The 18469-nt window shown below is 71.3% G+C and carries 14 protein-coding genes; 7 read left to right on the plus strand and 7 right to left on the minus strand.

Features of this window, described 5'->3' with window-relative positions:
- Nucleotides 1-229 precede the first annotated feature (229 nt).
- From DLJ59_RS30740 to DLJ59_RS30750, 3 genes are read right to left on the minus strand one after another with little or no spacing between them, the layout of a single operon-like run.
- Nucleotides 230-994 (minus strand): succinate dehydrogenase/fumarate reductase iron-sulfur subunit, encoded by a 765-nt coding sequence (locus DLJ59_RS30740; protein ID WP_124777088.1) that lies wholly within the window; start codon nucleotides 992-994, stop codon nucleotides 230-232.
- Complete coding sequence (locus DLJ59_RS30745; RefSeq protein ID WP_124777091.1) at nucleotides 991-2928, minus strand: fumarate reductase/succinate dehydrogenase flavoprotein subunit; 1938 nt, start codon at nucleotides 2926-2928, stop codon at nucleotides 991-993. The genes DLJ59_RS30740 and DLJ59_RS30745 overlap by 4 nt, the downstream gene beginning before the upstream one ends.
- A gap of 1 nt (nucleotide 2929) precedes the next feature.
- Entirely contained in the window at nucleotides 2930-3613 is a 684-nt protein-coding gene (locus tag DLJ59_RS30750) for a succinate dehydrogenase cytochrome b subunit (protein WP_279635789.1), read from the minus strand.
- An 83-nt stretch (nucleotides 3614-3696) separates the two neighbouring features.
- Between DLJ59_RS30750 and DLJ59_RS30755 the strand changes: the two genes are divergently transcribed.
- Entirely contained in the window at nucleotides 3697-4626 is a 930-nt protein-coding gene (locus DLJ59_RS30755) for a LysR family transcriptional regulator (RefSeq protein WP_124777096.1), read from the plus strand.
- Between the two features lie 6 nt (nucleotides 4627-4632).
- On the opposite strand, the gene hrpA is transcribed toward DLJ59_RS30755, so the two are convergent.
- Nucleotides 4633-8703 (minus strand): ATP-dependent RNA helicase HrpA, encoded by a 4071-nt coding sequence (gene hrpA, locus DLJ59_RS30760; RefSeq protein WP_124777099.1) that lies wholly within the window; start codon nucleotides 8701-8703, stop codon nucleotides 4633-4635.
- 144 nt (nucleotides 8704-8847) lie between these two features.
- On the opposite strand from hrpA, the gene DLJ59_RS30765 reads away from it, so the two are divergent.
- Entirely contained in the window at nucleotides 8848-9216 is a 369-nt protein-coding gene (locus DLJ59_RS30765) for a cytidine deaminase family protein (protein WP_124777102.1), read from the plus strand.
- Between the two features lie 36 nt (nucleotides 9217-9252).
- On the opposite strand, the gene DLJ59_RS30770 is transcribed toward DLJ59_RS30765, so the two are convergent.
- On the minus strand, nucleotides 9253-9612 hold the full coding sequence (locus tag DLJ59_RS30770; protein WP_124777106.1) for a YciI family protein: 360 nt from the start codon (nucleotides 9610-9612) through the stop codon (nucleotides 9253-9255).
- Between the two features lie 142 nt (nucleotides 9613-9754).
- On the opposite strand from DLJ59_RS30770, the gene DLJ59_RS30775 reads away from it, so the two are divergent.
- The 5 genes from DLJ59_RS30775 to DLJ59_RS30795 all read left to right on the plus strand — a co-directional run bounded on the left by DLJ59_RS30775 (nucleotide 9755) and on the right by DLJ59_RS30795 (nucleotide 16105).
- The gene (locus tag DLJ59_RS30775) at nucleotides 9755-10801 is read left to right on the plus strand and encodes a FecCD family ABC transporter permease (RefSeq protein WP_124777109.1); all 1047 of its coding nucleotides are present in this window, start codon (nucleotides 9755-9757) and stop codon (nucleotides 10799-10801) included.
- A complete protein-coding gene (locus DLJ59_RS30780) occupies nucleotides 10798-11925 on the plus strand; it encodes a FecCD family ABC transporter permease (RefSeq protein ID WP_244236312.1) in 1128 nt (375 codons plus the stop codon). The genes DLJ59_RS30775 and DLJ59_RS30780 overlap by 4 nt, the downstream gene beginning before the upstream one ends.
- A gap of 19 nt (nucleotides 11926-11944) precedes the next feature.
- Nucleotides 11945-12796 (plus strand): ABC transporter ATP-binding protein, encoded by an 852-nt coding sequence (locus DLJ59_RS30785; RefSeq protein WP_124777112.1) that lies wholly within the window; start codon nucleotides 11945-11947, stop codon nucleotides 12794-12796.
- The gene (locus DLJ59_RS30790; protein WP_124777115.1) at nucleotides 12796-13743 is read left to right on the plus strand and encodes an ABC transporter substrate-binding protein; all 948 of its coding nucleotides are present in this window, start codon (nucleotides 12796-12798) and stop codon (nucleotides 13741-13743) included. The genes DLJ59_RS30785 and DLJ59_RS30790 overlap by 1 nt, the downstream gene beginning before the upstream one ends.
- Before the next feature lie 244 nt (nucleotides 13744-13987).
- A complete protein-coding gene (locus DLJ59_RS30795; protein ID WP_124777118.1) occupies nucleotides 13988-16105 on the plus strand; it encodes an acyltransferase family protein in 2118 nt (705 codons plus the stop codon).
- 137 nt (nucleotides 16106-16242) lie between these two features.
- Here DLJ59_RS30795 and DLJ59_RS30800 read toward each other — a convergent pair whose 3' ends face one another.
- Together DLJ59_RS30800 and DLJ59_RS30805 are read right to left on the minus strand one after the other, a co-directional pair.
- On the minus strand, nucleotides 16243-16887 hold the full coding sequence (locus tag DLJ59_RS30800) for a hypothetical protein (RefSeq protein WP_124777121.1): 645 nt from the start codon (nucleotides 16885-16887) through the stop codon (nucleotides 16243-16245).
- A gap of 156 nt (nucleotides 16888-17043) precedes the next feature.
- On the minus strand, nucleotides 17044-18469 hold a 1426-nt coding region (locus DLJ59_RS30805), incomplete at its 5' end, for a DUF3516 domain-containing protein (RefSeq protein WP_124777125.1).

The raw sequence follows: 18469 nt of genomic DNA on the forward strand, positions 1-18469 counted from the left end.
GGGATCAAGCCTGACCGCCCGGAGCCGGGGACGGTCGCCCCAGCCCGCACCGCAACCACCGACCAAGAGCCAGCAACGCCAAGAGCCAGCAACGCCAAGAGCCAGCAACACCAAGAGCCAGCAACACCAAGAGCCAGCAACACCAAGAGCCAGCAACGCCAAAAACCCCAGACCGCCGTACCCGTGGAAAGTGCTGGGTACGGCGGTCTGGGGTCAGGGGTGGTGGACCTCAGGAGCCGGGGGTGTTGTCGGCTCCCTTGGCGGTGGCGGCGAGGTAGTCGCGGTTGAGGCGGCCGATGGTGTTCAGCGGGATGCCCTTCGGGCAGGCCGGGGTGCATTCGCCGGCGTTGGTGCAGCCGCCGAAGCCGGCCTCGTCGTGCGCGTCGACCATGCCGATCACCCGGGTGTACCGCTCGGGCTGACCCTGCGGCAGCAGGGAGAGCTGGGTGAGCTTGGCGGCGGTGAAGAGCATGCCGGAGCCGTTCGGGCAGGCCGCCACGCACGCGCCGCAGCCGATGCAGGCCGCGGACTCGAAGGCGGCGTCGGCGTTGGCCTTGGCGACCGGGGTGGAGTGCGCCTCGGGTGCACTGCCGGTCGGCGCGGTGATGTAGCCGCCAGCCGCGATGATCTTGTCGAAGGCGCTCCGGTTGACGACCAGGTCCTTGACGACCGGGAAGGCGCTGGCCCGCCACGGCTCGATGTCGATCGTCTCGCCGTCCTTGAACTGCCGCATGTGCAGCTGGCAGGCGGTGGTGCCGCGCTGCGGCCCGTGCGCGTCGCCGTTGATCATCAGGCCGCACATGCCGCAGATGCCCTCGCGGCAGTCGTGGTCGAACGCCACCGGGTCCTCGCCCGCGAGGATCAGCCGTTCGTTGAGCACGTCGAGCATCTCCAGGAACGACATGTCCGGGGACACGTCGTCGACCGGGTAGGTCACCATCCGACCCTTGTCCTCAGGGCCCTTCTGGCGCCAGATGCGCAGGGTCAGGTTCACTTGTAGCTCCGCTGCGTGGGGTGGACGTATTCGAACTTCAGGTCTTCCTTGTGCAGCACCGAGGGCGCACCGTCGGCGGTGAACTCCCAGGCCGCCACGTACGCGAACCGGTCGTCGTCGCGCTGCGCCTCCCCGTCGGGGGTCTGGTGCTCGGCCCGGAAGTGGCCGCCGCAGGACTCCTCGCGGTGCAGGGCGTCGATGCACATCAGCTCGGCCAGTTCGAAGAAGTCGGCCACCCGGCCGGCCTTCTCCAGCGACTGGTTGAGTTCCTCGCCGGTGCCGGACACCTTGACCCGCTGCCAGAACTGCTCGCGCAGGGCCCGGATCTCGTCGATCGCCTTGCGCAGCCCGGCCTCGCTGCGTTCCATGCCGCAGTGTTCCCACATGACCTGGCCCAGCTCCCGGTGGAACGAGTCCACGGTCCGGTCGCCGTTGACCGCGAGCAGCCGCTGGACGCGGTCCTCGACGTCGGTGCGCGCCTCGACCGCCGCCGGGTGGCTGGCGTCGACCTTCTCCAGCGGACCGGAGGCCAGGTAGTTGGCGATGGTGGTGGGCAGCACGAAGTAGCCGTCGGCGAGGCCCTGCATCAGCGCCGAGGCGCCGAGCCGGTTCGCGCCGTGGTCGGAGAAGTTCGCCTCACCGATCACGAACAGGCCGGGGATGTTCGACTGGAGGTCGTAGTCGACCCACAGGCCGCCCATCGTGTAGTGCACGGCGGGGTAGATGCGCATCGGCACCTCGTACGGGTCCTCGCCGGTGATCCGCTCGTACATCTCGAAGAGGTTGCCGTACTTGGCCTCGATGGCCTTGCGGCCCAGCCGGCCGATCGCGTCGGCGAAGTCGAGGTACACGCCGAGCTTCGTCGGCCCGACGCCCCGGCCCTCGTCGCACACGTTCTTCGCGGCCCGGGAGGCGATGTCGCGGGGGACCAGGTTGCCGAAGGAGGGGTAGATCCGCTCCAGGTAGTAGTCCCGCTCGTCCTCTCCGATGTCCTTCGGGCTGCGGTCGTCACCCTTGGTCTTCGGGACCCAGACCCGGCCGTCGTTGCGCAGCGACTCGCTCATCAGGGTCAGCTTCGACTGGTGGTCGCCGGAGACCGGGATGCAGGTCGGGTGGATCTGCGTGTAGCAGGGGTTGGCGAAGTACGCGCCCTTGCGGTGTGCGCGCCAGGTGGCGGTGACGTTGCAGCCCTTGGCGTTGGTGGAGAGGTAGAAGACGTTGCCGTAGCCGCCGGAGGCGAGCACCACGGCGTCGGCCATCTCGGTGCTGATCTCGCCGGTGACCAGGTCCCGGACGACGATGCCCCGGGCCTTGCCGTCGACCAGGACCAGCTCCAGCATTTCGTGCCGGGCGTTCATCTCCACGTTGCCCAGGCCGATCTGCCGCTCCAGCGCCTGGTACGCGCCGAGCAGCAGCTGCTGGCCCGTCTGGCCCCGGGCGTAGAAGGTGCGCTGCACCTGGGCGCCACCGAAGGAGCGGGTGTCCAGCAGGCCGCCGTACTCGCGGGCGAACGGCACCCCCTGGGCGACGCACTGGTCGATGATGTTGACCGACACCTCGGCGAGCCGGTGCACGTTCGACTCCCGGGAGCGGAAGTCGCCGCCCTTGACGGTGTCGTAGAAGAGCCGGTGTACGGAGTCGCCGTCGTTGCGGTAGTTCTTCGCCGCGTTGATGCCGCCCTGCGCCGCGATGGAGTGCGCCCGGCGCGGGCTGTCCTGGTAGCAGTAGGACTTGACGTGGTAGCCCTGCTCGGCCAGGGTCGCCGCGGCGGAGCCGCCGGCCAGGCCGGTGCCGACCACGATCACCGTCATCTTGCGGCGGTTGGCGGGGTTGACCAGCTTGGCCTCGAAGCGCCGGGTCTCCCAACGCTTCTCGACCGGGCCGGCGGGAGCCTTGGTGTCGGCGATCGGGTCGCCCTCGGTGAAGAGTTCCATGTCAGGACACCAATCCGGTGAGTACGGCGAACGGGACCACGAGGTACCCGGCGCAGAGCAGCACGGCGAAGATCAGAGCTGCGGTACGCGCCCGCTGCTCGCCGCGTGGCGTCTGCTGGCCGAGGCTGCGGAACGCGCTGAACGCGCCGTGACGCAGGTGGAAGCCCACCGCGAGGATGGCCAGCGTGTAGAAGAGCGTGACGTACCAGCGCTCCGGTGCGAAGTCGGCGACGACGTTGCCGTACGGCTTGCTCTCGTTGCCGACGGGGTTCAGCGTCCCGGTGGTCAGGTCCAGGAGGTGGTAGATCACGAAGAGCAGGATGATCACGCCGCCCCAGCGCATCGTGCGGGCCGCGTAGCTGCCGTTGATCTTCTTGCGGTGGGCGTACTTGACCGGGCGGGCCGCGCGGGCCCGTCGGGCCAGCACGGTGGCGGCCACGATGTGGGCGACGACGGCCACCGTGAGCACGGTGCGCAGGATCCACAGGAACCAGACGCCGGGCAGCAGTGGTTTGCCGATGTCGCGCAGCCAGTGGGCGTAGTGGTCGAACGAGGTTTCCCCCGTGAACACCTTCAGGTTCCCGAGCATGTGGGCGATGAGGAAGAGCACCAGCAGGATGCCCGTCACCGCCATGACGGCCTTGAGGCCGACGTTCGAGCGGATGGGCGACCGAGTTTTCGTGATTACCACACGACCGACGCTAGGAGCACTTCGATCAGTCGTCCAATGCATCAAACTCGCAGTGTTGATAGCCGTAGGCTATGTAGATGCAGCTCCATCAGCTCCGGTACTTCGTCGCGGTGGCCGAAGTACGACATTTCACCCAAGCCGCTGACGTCGTGGGCATCACCCAGCCTTCTCTCAGTAAGCAAATTCACGCTCTGGAGGCCGACCTCGGCGCACCGCTTTTCGAGCGGGTAAGGGGCAACATCGCGCTGACCGCGGCGGGTGAGGTGCTGCTGCCGTTGGCCACCCGGATCCTCGCCGACGTGGAGACCGCGACCCGGGAGGTTCAGGAGTTGGTCGGGCTGCGCCGGGGCCGCGTCCGGCTCGGGGCCACCCCCAGCCTGGCCACCTCACTCGCCCCGCCGGTGCTGCGCCGGTTCCGCGACGCGCACCCCACCGTCGACCTGCGGGTCGAGGAGGGCGGCTCCCAGGACCTGGTGCGTGACCTGCTCCACGGCGACCTCGACCTGGCCCTGATCATCATGCCGGGGCAGGGGGCCGACCCGGGGCTGCGGGTCGACCCGATCCTGCGGGAGAGCCTGGTGGTGGCCTCGGTGGACGAGGTGCCGACCGCCTCGGCGACCGGCGAACTGCGCATCACCGACCTGCGGGACCAGCCGATGGTGATGTTCCGGGAGGGGTACGACCTGCGCGACGCCACCATCCAGGCCTGTCGGGAGGCCGGCTTCGAGCCGACCTTCGCGGTGGACGGCGGCGAGATGGACGCGGTGCTCAGCTTCGTCGAGGCGGGGCTCGGCATCGCGCTCGTGCCCGGCATCGTGCTGGCTCGCCGGCCGGGCGTGCGGATCACCCCCCTCGCCCCGCCCGGGGTGCGGCGGACCATCGCCGTGGCCCGCCGTCGTGACGTCGTACCCACCCACGCCGGCCGGGAGCTTCGGCGCATCCTGCTCGACTACATCCAGTCGGCCATCGACCGCGACGAGCTCCCGCCCGGGGTGGACCCGCTCTGAGCGGCGTCAGCGGCCCTCGGCGTCGTCCATGGCGCGGTAGATCCGCTGCTCGGAGACGGGGTACGGGGTGCCCAGGGCCTGGGCGAAGACGTTCACCCGCAGCTCCTCGATCATCCAGCGGATCTGCCGGACGGCCGTCTCCTGCCGACGGGCCGGCGGCAGCGCGGCGAGCAGGTCGGCGTACTCCTTCTGCACCGCCGCGATCCGGTCCTGCTGCTGGCGGTCGCGCTGCGGGTTGCCACCGAGGCGGTCCAGTCGACGCTCGATGGCGGTGAGGTAGCGCAGCAGGTCGGGCAGGCGCGCGTACCCGGTCTCGGTGATGAAACCGGCGTGCACCAGCCCGGCTAGCTGGTTGCGGATGTCGGCCAGCGCCGCCACCACGGCGAGGTTGCGGGTCGCGCCGAGCCGCTGCTCGACGGCGTACGCCGCGGCGAGGACCTTGCGGACCCGATCCATCACCTCGACGACGGTGTCGATCAGGTCGGCGCGGACCTTCTCGCGCAACGCCGCGAAACCGTCCGCGTCCCATGCCGGCCCGCCGGCCGCGCCGATCAGCCGGTCGATGGCCGCGCCGGCCGCGTCCTCGATCAAATCCTGGACGCCGCCGTGTGGGTTGCGGCTCAGCGCCAGCTTCGCCTCGTTGCTCAGCCGGCCCTGCAGGAACCGCGCCGGGGATGGCACGGTGAGCCGCAGCAGCCGGCGGGTGCCGGCCCAGTGCGCCGCCTCCGCCTCGGCGGGGGAGTCCAACACCCGCACCCCGACCGTGGCGCCCTCGTCCACCAGCGCCGGGTACGCCGTCACCGCGTACCCGGCGCGGACCTGCTCGATGGTCCGCGGCAGCGTGCCGATGCTCCACTCGCGCAGCCCGGTGCGGGCCACCTCCGGCGCGGCGGCCGCCACCACCTGGCGTACCTCCTGGCGGAGTTGGCGTTGCAGGGCCGGCAGGTCCTTGCCCTCGGCGACCGGCTTCTCGTCGTCGCCGAGGACCCGGAAGGTCACCCGCAGGTGCGCCGGGAGTTTGCCCGGTTCCCAGGCGTCGCGGGGCACTGTCACCCCGGTCATCCGACGTAGCTGCCGGGTGAGCGCGTCCAGCAGCGACTCCTCGCCGGGCGTGATCGCCGCCAGGGCGGCCCGGGCGTAGTCCGGCACCGGGACGAAGTTGCGGCGGATCGCCTTGGGCAGCGACCGGATCAGCGCGATCACCGTCTCCTCGCGCAGGCCCGGCACCTGCCAGTCGAAGTTCTCCGCCGGCACCTGGTTGAGCAGCGGCAACGGGATGTCCACCGTGACGCCGTCGTCGGGCGTGCCCGGCTCGAACCGGTAGGTCAGCGGCAGGCTGACCCCGTCGGTCTGCCACTCGTCCGGGTAGTCGTCCTCGGCCACCCCCGCCCGGCCGTCGTTGACCAGCAGGTCGCGGGTGAAGGTGAGCAGGTCGGGTTGCTCGCGGCGGGTCTTCTTCCACCACGAGTCGAAGTGCCGGCCGGAGGACACGTCGGCCGGGATCCGCTGGTCGTAGAAGCCGAAGATGGTTTCGTCGTCGACCAGGATGTCCCGGCGTCGGGCCCGGCTCTCCAGTTCCTCGATCTCGGCGAGCAGTCGTTTGTTGTCCGCCCAGAACTGGTGGTGGGTCTGCCAGTCGCCCTCGACGAGGGCGTGCCGGATGAACAGCTCCCGGCTCAGCGTCGGATCGATCCGCCCGAAGTTGACCTTGCGGGAGCTGACCAGCGGAACGCCGTACAGGGTGACCTTCTCGTAGGCCATCACCGCGGCCTGCTTCTTCTCCCAGTGCGGCTCGCTGTAGCTGCGCTTGACCAGGTGCTGCGCGAGCGGTTCGACCCACTCCGGCTCGACCCGGCCGGCGATGCGGCCCCACAGCCGGGAGGTCTCCACCAGCTCGGCGGCCATCACCCAGCGCGGCGGCTTCTTGAACAACGCCGACCCGGGGAAGAGTGCGAACTTCGCGCCCCGCGCCCCCAGGTACTCGTGTTTCTGGGCGTCCTTGAGGCCGATGTGCGACAGCAGGCCGGGCAGCAGCGACTGGTGCACCTTCGGAGTGTCGATCTCCTCCGGCAGGTCCGCGCCGCCCCGCCGGCCGGCACCCCGGCCGGCGTCCGCGTCCGGCGAGGTGTCGCGCGCCGGCCGCCCACCACGCCGGTCGCCTTCCCCAGGGGTACGCAGCACCTGGCGCAGTTGGCTGACGATGTCCTGCCACTCGCGGATCCGCAGGTAGTTCAGGTACTCCGCCTTGCACATCCGGCGGAACGCGCTGGAGGAGAGCTCGCGTTGCTGCTCGCGCAGGTAGCGCCACAGGTTGAGGTAGGCGACGAAGTCCGACTCCTTGTCGGCGAACCGGGCGTGCGCCTGGTCGGCCTGGGCCTGCTTCTCCGCCGGCCGCTCCCGTGGGTCCTGGATGGAGAGCGCGGCGGCGATCACCAGCACCTCGGTGGCGCAGCCGTTGCGTTCGCCCTCGACCACCATGCGGGCCAGGCGCGGGTCGACCGGCAGTTGGGCCAGCCGCCGGCCGAGCGCGGTGAGCCGTTTCGCCGGGTCGGCCTCGGTCGGGTCCAACGCGCCCAACTCGTGCAGCAGGTTGACGCCGTCGGTGATGTTGCGCTTGTCCGGTGGGTCGATGAACGGGAACGCGGCGAGGTCGCCGAGCCCGATCGCGGTCATCTGCAGGATGACCGACGCCAGGTTGGTGCGCAGGATCTCCGGGTCGGTGAACTCGGGCCGGGATCCGAAGTCCTGCTCGTCGTAGAGGCGGATGCAGATGCCGTCCGAGGTACGCCCACACCGGCCCTTGCGCTGGTTGGCCGACGCCTGGGAGATCGGCTCGATCGGCAGCCGCTGCACCTTGAGCCGACTGGAGTAGCGGGAGATCCGGGCGGTGCCCGGGTCCACCACGTACTTGATGCCGGGCACGGTCAGCGAGGTCTCCGCGACGTTGGTGGCGAGCACCACCCGGCGCGACGAGTGCGCGGCGAAGACCCGGTGCTGCTCGGCGGCGGACAGCCGCGCGTACAGCGGCAGGATCTCGGTGCCGAGGAGCGAGCGCTTCTTCTGCACCAGCTTGCCCAGCGCGTCGGCGGTGTCCCGGATCTCCCGCTCGCCGCTGAGGAAGACCAGGATGTCGCCGGGACCCTCGGCTGCCAGTTCCTCGACGGCGTCGCCGATCGCCTGGATCTGGTCGCGGACGTTCTCCTCGTCGCCGTCGCCGTCCTCCTCGCCGTCGGCGAGCTCGACCAGGGGCCGGTAGCGCACCTCCACCGGGTAGGTGCGCCCGGACACCTCGATCACCGGTGCCGGTACGCCCTGCGGCTCGTCGGCGGTGGGTGGGCCGGCGAAGTGCCGGGCGAAGCGGTCGGTCTCGATGGTCGCCGAGGTGATGATCACCTTGAGGTCGGGTCGGCGGGGCAGCAGCTCCCGCAGGTACCCGAGGATGAAGTCGATGTTGAGGCTGCGCTCGTGCGCCTCGTCGATGATCAGCGTGTCGTACTGGCGCAGCATCCGGTCGGTCTGCAATTCGGCCAGCAGGATGCCGTCGGTCATCAGCTTCACCAGGCTGCGCTCGCTGACCTGGTCGGTGAAGCGGACCTTGTAGCCGACGACGTCGCCCAGCTCGGTGCCCAGCTCGTCGGCGATCCGGTCGGCCACCGTGCGGGCGGCCAACCGTCGGGGCTGGGTGTGCCCGATCAGGCCGTGCACGCCGCGCCCCAGCTCCAGGCAGATCTTGGGGATCTGGGTGGTCTTGCCGGAGCCGGTCTCGCCCGCCACGATCACCACCTGGTGGTCGCGGATGGCGGCGGCGATGTCGTCCTTGCGTTCACTGACCGGCAGGCCCGCCGGGTACGTGATCACGGGCACCGCCGCCTGCCGGGCAGCGAGCCGCTGCTCGGCCCGGACCAGGTCGGCGGTGATCTCGGCCAGCGCCGCCTCCCGACGCTGCGGGTCGCGCAGCTTGCGTGCACCGTCGAGGCGCCGTTGGAGTCGGCGCTGGTCGCGGAACATCAGAGGGGTGAGGCGGCGGTGCAGCTCGCGAACGGAATCGGTCGCGACGGAGGCTGTTGGATTCTGCATGTCGTGCCCAAGGATAGGCAGCCCGGCGGCGCACCGCCCCTGGGTTACCGGGCGGCCGGCTCTTCGACGGCCACCTCCGCTCCCGCGACGGCCAACAGCGGGACCTAGAGTTGGCGGCCGACGTCGAGCGCTGGGGGAGCCGGTATGGAGATGCGCGACACCGACCGGGCGTTGGTGCAGGCCGCCACGGCGGTCGCCAAGCTGCGTTGCCGCAGCCAGCACCACACTGTCGCGTCGGCGGCCCGAACCGCGGACGGGCGGGTCTTCACGGGCGTGAACGTCCAACACGCCACCGGCGGGGCCTGCGCCGAGCTGGTAGTGATCGGCACGGCCGCGACGCAGGGCGTCACCGTGCTGGAGACGATCGTCACGGTCGCCGACCGCGGCCGCGAGGTCGTCGCGCCCTGTGCGGGGTGTCGGCAGGTGCTGCGCGACCACTACCCGGAACTGCGGGTGATCGTCGGCCCGATGGACGCCCCGCGGGTGGTCCCGCTCGCGCAGTTGCCGGAGTAGGCCGGGAGCGGTTCGGCCGGCTGACCGGCGCGGCGCTCAGTCTCCGGCGGCCGCCTCCAGCATCGACTGCGGCACCGGCACGCTCTCGAAGCGCAGGTTGCCCTCCGGTAGCAGCCACGTCGTGACCCGCGCGACCAGGTGACCGGCACGCACGGCCGGGTCGTTGGCGAAGAGCGCGCGTGCCTCGTCCGGGGCGATGGACAGCACCACGAAGCCCCGCAGCTGCTCGTCGTCGGGGTGCAGGAACGGCCCGGCCGCGAGCACCAGCCCCTGCTGCACGAGGCCCGCCTGGTGGGCCAGGTGGGCGTCCTGCAAGCGGTCGATCGCGTCCTGCGGCAGCTCCGGGGCGTCCGCCGGCCGGGCCAGGAGTACGACCGTGTGCTGGTCGAAGCGCATTCTCCCACCCTAGGCGCGTCATCCCCTCCCGCGCGGGTGTCCGCCCTGGTCAGCCCGCACCGGATCGATGATCGCGAGTTAGGTGACCCTCACCAGTTCAGCTAAGGTAAGGCGAACCTAACCGTGAACGTGCAGGAGACTCGTGACCACCCTCGCCACCCGGCCGACCCTGGCCCGCAACCGGTCCGGCACCCGCACCGGCCGCCGGGTGGCCGTCACCGTCGGCGCTGCGCTGGTGCTGCTTGTCACCGTGCTGGCCAGCTTCGCGCTCGGCAGTCGACAACTCGGCGTCGACCAGGTCTGGCACGCGCTCGTCGCGCCGGACGGCGGCGACGCCAGCACCATCGTCCGTGAGCTGCGAATGCCACGGACCGCGCTCGGCCTCGCCGTCGGGCTCGCGCTCGCCGTGGCGGGGGTGTTGTTCCAGGCGCTCACCCGTAACCCCCTCGCCGAGCCGCGCATCCTGGGCATCAGCGCGGGCGCGTCGTTCGGCGTGGTCCTGGCGATCTCCGTCTTCGGCGTCGGCACGCTCGCCGGGTACGTCTGGTTCGGCATCGCCGGAGCCCTGATCGCCGGGCTGCTGGTCTTCGCCATCGCGACCAGCGCCCGTGAGGGCGCCAGCCCGGTCACCCTCGCGCTGGTCGGCGCGGCGCTCGACGCCAGCCTCGCCTCCGGGGTGTACGCGCTGCTCAGCATCGACGCCCGCACCTTCGAGGAGTACCGCTTCTGGGTGGTCGGCGGGCTGGCCGGCCGGGACCTGTCGGTCGCCGCGCAGGTGCTTCCCTTCGTCCTCGTCGGATTGGTGCTGGCCGCCCTGGTGGCCCGCGGTCTGGACGCGCTGGCGCTCGGCGACGACGTGGCCCGTGGTCTCGGCCACCGGATCGGTCTGGTCCGCCTCGGCGGTGGCCTCGCCGCCGTGCTGCTGACCGGTGCCGCGGTGGCCGCTGCCGGACCGGTCGCGTTCGTCGGGCTGGCCGTGCCGCACCTGGCGCGCGCCCTGGTCGGCGCGGACCACCGCTGGACCCTCGCCGTCTCCGCCCTTCTCGGGCCGGCGCTGCTGCTCGGCGCCGACATCGTGGGCCGGCTCGTCGCCCCACCCGGCGAGATTCCGGCCGGCATCGTCACCGCGCTGATCGGTGCACCACTGCTCGCCGTGCTGGTCCGCCGTGCCCGGGTGGTGACCGCGTGACCACCACCCAGCGTCCATCGGACCCCGCTGACCCGCTCGCCCCCGCCGGTGTGCCGGCCGTGGCGGCCGCCGGCTCGCCTGATCCCCGGCCTGCCGGGCTGGCCGGGCGGTCGCTGCTGCGGATCGGGCCGGTCAGCCTGCTGATCCGCCGTCGAGCGGTCCTGGTGGCCGCCGTGCTGACCGTGCTGCTCCTGCTGGCCGTCGTGCTCAGCCTGTCGCTGGGCACCCCGTACGTCGCCCCGGCCGACGTGCTGCGTGCCCTCTCCGGTGCCGGCACCCCGTACGACCTCGTGGTCTTTGACCTTCGGCTGCCGCGGGTCGTGCTGGCCGCCGTGGCTGGCGCCGCCTTCGGCGTGGCCGGCACGCTGATCCAGAGCGTGGCCCGCAACCCGCTCGCCAGCCCGGACGTCATCGGCATCACCCAGGGTGCCGGCCTCGCCGCCACCGTGGCCCTGACCAGTGGAATGGCCGCCGTGCTGGTGGCGCCCACCGCGCTGGTGGGTGGGCTGCTCGCGGCGGTGCTGCTGTTCGCCCTCGGTGCCCGCCACGGGCTGGCGGCACAGCGGTTCGTGCTCGCCGGGGTGGCTGTCGCGTTCGGTTTCCGGGCGTTGACCGAGGTGGTCATGCTCACCGCCGACCCGATCGACGGGCTGCGCGCGCAGATCTGGCTGATCGGCACCCTGGCCGGCAAGGGCTGGACCGAGGCCGCCTGGATCGCCGGCAGCCTGCTGGTGCTGCTGCCGGTGCTGGCCTGGGCCGGCTGGGCGCTGAACAGCACCGCGCTGGACGACGACACCGCGCGGGGCGTCGGGCTGCGCCCGGTGGCCCGCCGGATCGGCCTCGCCGGCACCGGCGTGCTCATCGCCGCGATGGTCACCGCCCAGGTCGGCGCCGTCGACTTCGTGGCGCTGGTCGCCCCGCAGGTGGCCCGACGGCTGGTCCGCGCCGAACGGCCGCCACTGGTCTGCGCGGCCCTGCTCGGCGCGCTCCTGCTGGTGCTGGCCGACCTGGCCGGCCGGCGACTGTTCGCACCCACCCAACTGCCCGCCGGGGTGCTGACCGCCGCGATCGGTGGCCCGTACCTGATCTTCCTGCTGCTGCGTGGTCGGCGGCGGTCGTCGTGACCCTTCAAGGAGTCGTGTGATGCTCTCCACCCGCGACCTGGTCGCCGGCTACGACGACCGGACCGTGCTCGACGGGCTCGACCTGGACCTGCCGACCGACGCGTTCACCGTGATCGTCGGCCCCAACGCGTGCGGCAAGTCCACCCTGCTGCGCACGATGGCCCGGCTGCTCACCCCCCGCCGAGGCACGGTGCTGCTGGACGGCACCGCGATCCGTGACCTGCCGACCCGGGAGGTCGCCCGCCGCCTCGGCGTCCTGCCGCAGAGCCCGCTGGTGCCCGAGGGCGTCACCGTCGCGGACCTGGTCGGGCGCGGCAGGCAGCCCTACCAGCGGTGGTGGCGGCAGTGGTCGTCGGAGGACGGCACGGCGGTGGACCAGGCGATGGCCCTCGCCGACGTGACCGACCTGGCCGACCGGCCGGTGGACAGCCTCTCCGGCGGTCAGCGGCAACGGGTGTGGATCGCCATGACCCTGGCCCAGGACACCGACGCCCTGCTGCTGGACGAGCCGACCACCTTCCTCGACCTGGCCCACCAGGTGGAGGTGCTGGATCTCCTGCATCGGCTGCGCTCCGAGCGGGGCCGCACCGTGGTCGCCGTGCTGCACGACCTGAACCAGGCCGCCCGCTACGCCGACCACCTGGTCGCGATGCGCGCCGGCACCGTGGTGGCCGCCGGGCCGCCCCGGGAGATCCTCACCGCCGACCTGGTCCGTGACGTCTTCGGGCTGGCCTGCGTGGTCGTGCCCTGCCCGGTGACCGGCGCGCCGCTGGTGGTGCCCGCGTACACCGGCGGCACCTCCGCCAGCCCGGTCACCCCCGCCGACGAAGCGGTCCCGCTCGCCGGCTCGTACCCCTCGAAAGGACTCTGATGCGTCGTCTCGTCGCCGCTCTCGCCGCGGCCGCCGCCCTCGGCGTCGGACTCACCGCCTGCGGTGAGAGCGACCCGGTCGCCGGCACCACCACCGGGGAGACCCGGGAGATCACCCACGCCATGGGCACCACCAAGGTCCCGGCGGAGCCCAAGCGGGTGGTCGTGCTCGACACCGACAAGATCGACACGGCGCTCTCGTTGGGCATCACGCCCGTCGGCGCCGCCACCGCCGGTGAGGCCAAGAGCTGGCCGACCTACTTCGGCGCGGACAAGCTCGCCGGCATCAAGGAGGTCGGGGTCCTCACCGAGCCCGACCTGGAGGCGATCAACGCACTGAAGCCGGACCTCATCCTCGGCAGCAAGTTCCGCCAGGAGAAGTTCTACGACGAACTGGCCGCCATCGCGCCGACCGTGTTCACCGACAAGGTGGGCATCACCTGGAAGGAGAACCTTCTCCTCGACGGCAAGGCGCTCGGCCGCGAGCAGCAGGCCAAGGACCTGCTCGGCACGTACGAGAAGCGGGCCAGGGACTTTGGTGCCACCCTCGGTGACGCCGCCGCCCGCAAGGTGTCGATCGTGCGGTTCCTGCCGGGCAACATCCGGGTGTACGGCCCCGACTCGTTCTCCGGCATCGTCATCGGCGACACCGGGCTGGGCCGTCCCGAGCGGCAGTTGCTCGCCGCCAAGGAGGACAAGCGCTTCGACCTGGTCAGCCCCGAGCGGATCAACGAGGTCGACGGTGACGTCATCTTCGTGACCGCGTACGGCGACAAGGCCGCTGCCGAGCAGACCAAGGTGGCCGGCGGAACCCTCTGGAAGGGCCTCAACGCCGTCAAGGCCGGCAAGGCGTACCCCGTCTCCGACGAGGTCTGGATGACCGGCATCGGTGTCGGCGCCGCCAACAAGATCCTCGACGACCTGGCCAAGTACCTCCCCGCCGCCTGACCCACCGGCGTTCGGCACGCCGTCCGGCACCGTCTTGAGGTAGTGGCCCCTCGCGCGCCTGGGGCCACTACCTCGATGGCACGAACCCCGCCGGAATCCCGGGTTTTCGGTGATGCGGGGAGCGCGCGCCGGACGACGATCGCCACCGGGGCAAAATCCGGCAACCGGCTCGATACGGATCGTAACCACCCAGGCCTTCGCCCAGTTGTGCCAACGACGCGAAATAGGCATGGGGTGGGAACGAATGACACAAACGGCCGTGCGGCCGGAAGCCAGTCCTCGGGCCGGATTCCGGGGTGACGTGGAGGGCCTGCGTGCCCTCGCCGTGATTCTGGTGCTCGTGGGACATGCCGGCCAGCAACTGGTGCCGGGCGGCTTCGTCGGCGTTGACGTCTTCTTCGTGATCTCCGGATACCTGATCACCGGACTGCTCGTGGCCGAGGTGAACCGGACGGGCCGCCTCTCGCTGGTCGGCTTCTACGCCCGGCGCGCCAAGCGGCTCCTGCCGGCCGCGGTGGTGGTTCTCCTCGCGAGCCTGTTGCTCACGTTCGCCTTCCTGCCGCGGACCCGGTGGTCGGCCACCGGCTGGGACGTGGTGTTCAGCGGGTTGTACGCCATGAACTGGCGCCTCGCCGACCAGTCCGTCGACTATCTGGCGGCCAACCGGGCGCCCAGCATCCTGCAACATTTCTGGTCCCTCGGTGTCGAGGAGCAGTTCTACCTGGTGTGGCCACTGCTGCTGGCCGCCGCGGTGTGGTTCGGTCGGCGGCGCTACGCCCGCACCGGATACCTGTTCTTCGCCCTCACGCTGGTCGCCGTGCCGTCCTTCGCGTGGTCCGTCTGGCTGACCGACGACAATCCCGCCCGCGCCTACTTCGTGACCACCACCAGGATGTGGGAGCTCGCCCTTGGCGGCTTCCTGGCCCTGCTCGCCGGGCATCTGCAACGTCTGCCCCGGCTGCTGGCCGCCGCGCTCGGCTGGTGCGGCCTCGCCGCGATCGTGGCGTCCGCCGCTCTCCTGTCGGAGGCTTCCGCCTTCCCCGGGTACGTGGCGTTGGCCCCCACCCTGGGCACGGCAGCGGTCATCGCCGGAGGCCTGGCCGCCGGGGGCGTCGGGCCCGCCCTGCTACTGGCGCTGCGGCCGGTCCGCGCGGTGGGCGCCATCTCCTACTCCCTGTATCTCTGGCACTGGCCGCTGCTCATCGCCGCCGAGGCTCGGTTCGGGGAGCTCACCACCGCCGCCAACCTCGCCGTCGTCGCGTTCTCAGTGGTGCCGGCCGCCCTCACCTACCGGTTCATCGAGAACCCGATCCGGATGTCGCCGACGCTCACCTGGGAACCCGCCCGGTCACTGCAGCTCGGGGCGATCTGCACGGGGGCGGCCCTCCTGGCGGGACTGGCCTTCCAACTCACCGTCCCACCGACGAGCGCGCCGCTGCCGCCCACCCTGGCCGCGCCGACGGCGGTCGGTAGCGGTGTTCCCGTGGCTGCCTCACCCGCCGTTCTGGGCGCCTCCGCGCTGGGCAACTCGCCGGCCAGCAGCGACGCCGGGATTCCGGTCGACCGGGTCGGACCGTTCGTGCCGGACCCGCTGGTGGCCAGCAAGGACGGCCCCGACACGTGGCGGGACGGATGCCACGCGGACCAGCGCAGCAGTGCGGTCAAGGCCTGCCAGTACGGGGACCCGAACGGGTCGTTCACAGTGGCTCTCGCCGGGGATTCCCACGCCGCCCAGTGGCTTCCGGCGTTGCAGCGGGTGGCCGAGTCGAAGAAGTGGCGCCTGCGGAGCTACACGAAGTCCTCCTGCCCGTTCATCGACGGCGACGTCGCCTTGGACAGCCGGCCGTACCCCAGTTGCACCGAGTGGAACGACAAGCTTCGCGCGCTGGTGACCGGGGCCGAGCGCCCGAACGTGCTGGTGGTGAGCACATCGTTCTATGTGATGATGCAGAACGGTGACCGGGTCACCGACCAACCGCAGGCCGCCTTCGCTGACGCACTCCGGCGGACGTGGGCCGCGATGGCGGCGGCCGGGGTTCCGGTGATCGTGCTGCGTGACACCCCGTACCACGACAGGGACATCGCGGAGTGTGTGTCCGCCAATCCGAAGAACCTGACCCGGTGCGCGTCCCCGCGCGACAAGGTCCTCGCGGGTGGCGGCGGCCCGGCCCACGAAGCGGCAGCCCGCAGCAATGACAAGGTGCACCTGGTGGACCTGAACTCGGCCATCTGCCCGCGTGAGCGGTGCTCGCCGGTCATCGGTGGGGTGCTCGTGTACCGCGACAACAACCACATCACCGCCACCTACGCCGCGACCCTCGCGCCACGGCTGGGCGCGGCACTGGACCGCGTGCTCAGCTGAGGGACGCCGCAGTCTCGGTGGCGGGTGCCTCGGCGCAGGCCGCCGCCCGAGTGCCAAGCCGCCCGGATCAGCGGCGGCAGGGTGCTCGGACGGCGGCGTGTCTCAGGCGGCGGTGCGTCTCAGGGCGGCAGCGTGTCTCAGGCGGCGGTGGACCAGATGGCGCGGAAGGCGGCAGCTTCGCCGGCCAGCCAACGTTCGATCTGCTCGGGCTTGGCGTCGGTGGGCATGCGATGGGCCTGGCCACGGCGGACATCCACCAGGACCGGCTCGGCGTGCGGGAGCACCGCGTCCATGTGTCGGGCCATCAGGTGCAGGGTGGCCAGCACCGACTCCTCGCTCGGTGGGGTCTCGTCGAAGTGCAGGCGGACCGCTTCGGCGCGGCCGTCGGCGTGGCGTACCCCGAAATGGGGGTTGATCTTGACGGGTAGGTCGCCCAGCATGGCCAGGGCGTCGCGGGTCTGGGCGAGGTCGACGGCGGCGGGCTCACCGAGGGAGTGCAGCCAGGCCGTGGCACCGGGAACGAGCGCCTGGTAGAGCGGGCGCCAGCGGGGCTTGACCACGTCGACCACCCCGGTCAGGTGGGTGCCGCCGGTGTGGAAGGCGATGTCGGCCTTGAGCGCCTTGACGAACTGGCCGTGCGGGTTGAAGCCGGAGCGGCTGGCCCGCTGCTTGCGCAGACCGCCAACGAAGTTGGCCTTGGTGGGGCCGGTGCGGTCGACGTAGCGGGTGAAGCCGAGCAGCGTGGCGTAGGGGGTGAGGGGCGTGGCGGCGGGCGCGGTCACGGGCGGCCTCCCGGATCGTAATCCTGCAGGTCAGGAACTCGATTAGTACATACATTCTAATCGACAGGTCTGACATCGCCCAGCCGAAAAAGGGGTGCGGAAGACGCGACAAAGGGGGCCGTCCGGCGTGCGGACGACCCCCTGTCGAGACGCTTGCTAGAGCTGGCCGACGTCGGTGATCCGGACGACCGCGGCGCCGACCTCGTCGGAGGCCACCAGGTCGATCTCGGCGCTGATGCCCCAGTCGTGGTCGCCGTTGGGGTCGTCGAAGCTCTGCCGGACGGTCCACCGCTCCCGGCCCTGTTCGATCATGAGCAGTGCCGGCCCCCGGGCGTCCGGCCCGACGCCGATCGAGTCGTACTCCTCGAAGTACGGCGCGAGCGCGTCGGCCCACGCGTCGTAGTCCCAGCCGTCCTCGGCGTCCAACTCGGCGAGCAGGTCCCAGCGGCGCAGCGCGGCCAGCTCGACGCGGCGGAACAGCGCGTTGCGCACCAGCACCCGGAACGCCCGCGCGTTGCGCGTCACCGCCGGCGGCCGGTCGGTCAGCGCGGCGTGCGCCAGGGCCACCTCGGCCACGTCGGACGGGTTGCGCAGCCGCTCCCACTCGTCGATGAGGCTGGAGTCGACCTGGCGGACCAACTCGCCCAGCCACTCGATGAGGTCGATCAGCTCCTCGGTCTTGGCGTCCTCGGGCACGGTCTGGCGCAGCGTCTTGTACGCGTCGGCCAGGTAGCGCAGGACCAGGCCCTCCGAGCGGGTCAGCCCGTAGAACTGCACGTACTCGGTGAAGGTCATCGCCCGCTCGTACATGTCGCGGACCACGGCCTTGGGGGAGAGCTGGTGGTCGGCGACCCAGGGGTGACCCTGCCGGTACATCTCGTACGCGGCCTCCAGCAGCTCGGCCAGGGGCTTCGGGTGGGTCACCTCGTCGAGCAGTTCGAGGCGCGCCTCGTACTCGATGCCCTCGGCCTTCATCGCGGCGACCGCCTCGCCGCGCGCCTTGAACTGCTGCGCGGAGAGGATCTGCCGTGGGTCGTCGAGGATCGACTCGATCACGCTCAGCACGTCGAGGGCGTACGACGGGGACTCGGCGTCGAGCAGCTCGATGGTGGCCAGCGCGAGGGGGGAGAGCGGCTGGTTGAGGGCGAAGTCGAGCTGGAGGTCGACGGTGAGCCGGATCCGCCGGCCGGTCTCGTCCGGCTCGGGCAGCTCCTCGACGACCCCGCCGGCCCGCAGCGCCCGGTAGATGGCGATCGCCCGGCGGATGTGCCGACGCTGCGCGGCGGGCTCCTCGTGGTTGTCGGTGAGCAGGTGCCGCATCGCGGTGAACGCGTCCCCGGGCCGGCCGATGACGTTGAGCAACATCGAGTGGCTGACCTGGAAGCTGGAGGTCAGCGGCTCCGGCTCGGCGTCGACAAGTCGGTCGAAGGTGGGTTGACCCCAGCCGATCGAGCCCTCCGGCGGCTTCTTGCGGACCACCTTGCGCCGCTTCTTCGGGTCGTCGCCGGCCTTCGCGAGGGCCTTCTCGTTGTCGATGACGTGCTCGGGGGCCTGCACCACGACCCGGCCGATGGTGTCGTAG

This window comes from Micromonospora inaquosa, assembly GCF_003857055.1.
Taxonomy (GTDB): Bacteria; Actinomycetota; Actinomycetes; order Mycobacteriales; family Micromonosporaceae; genus Micromonospora; species Micromonospora inaquosa.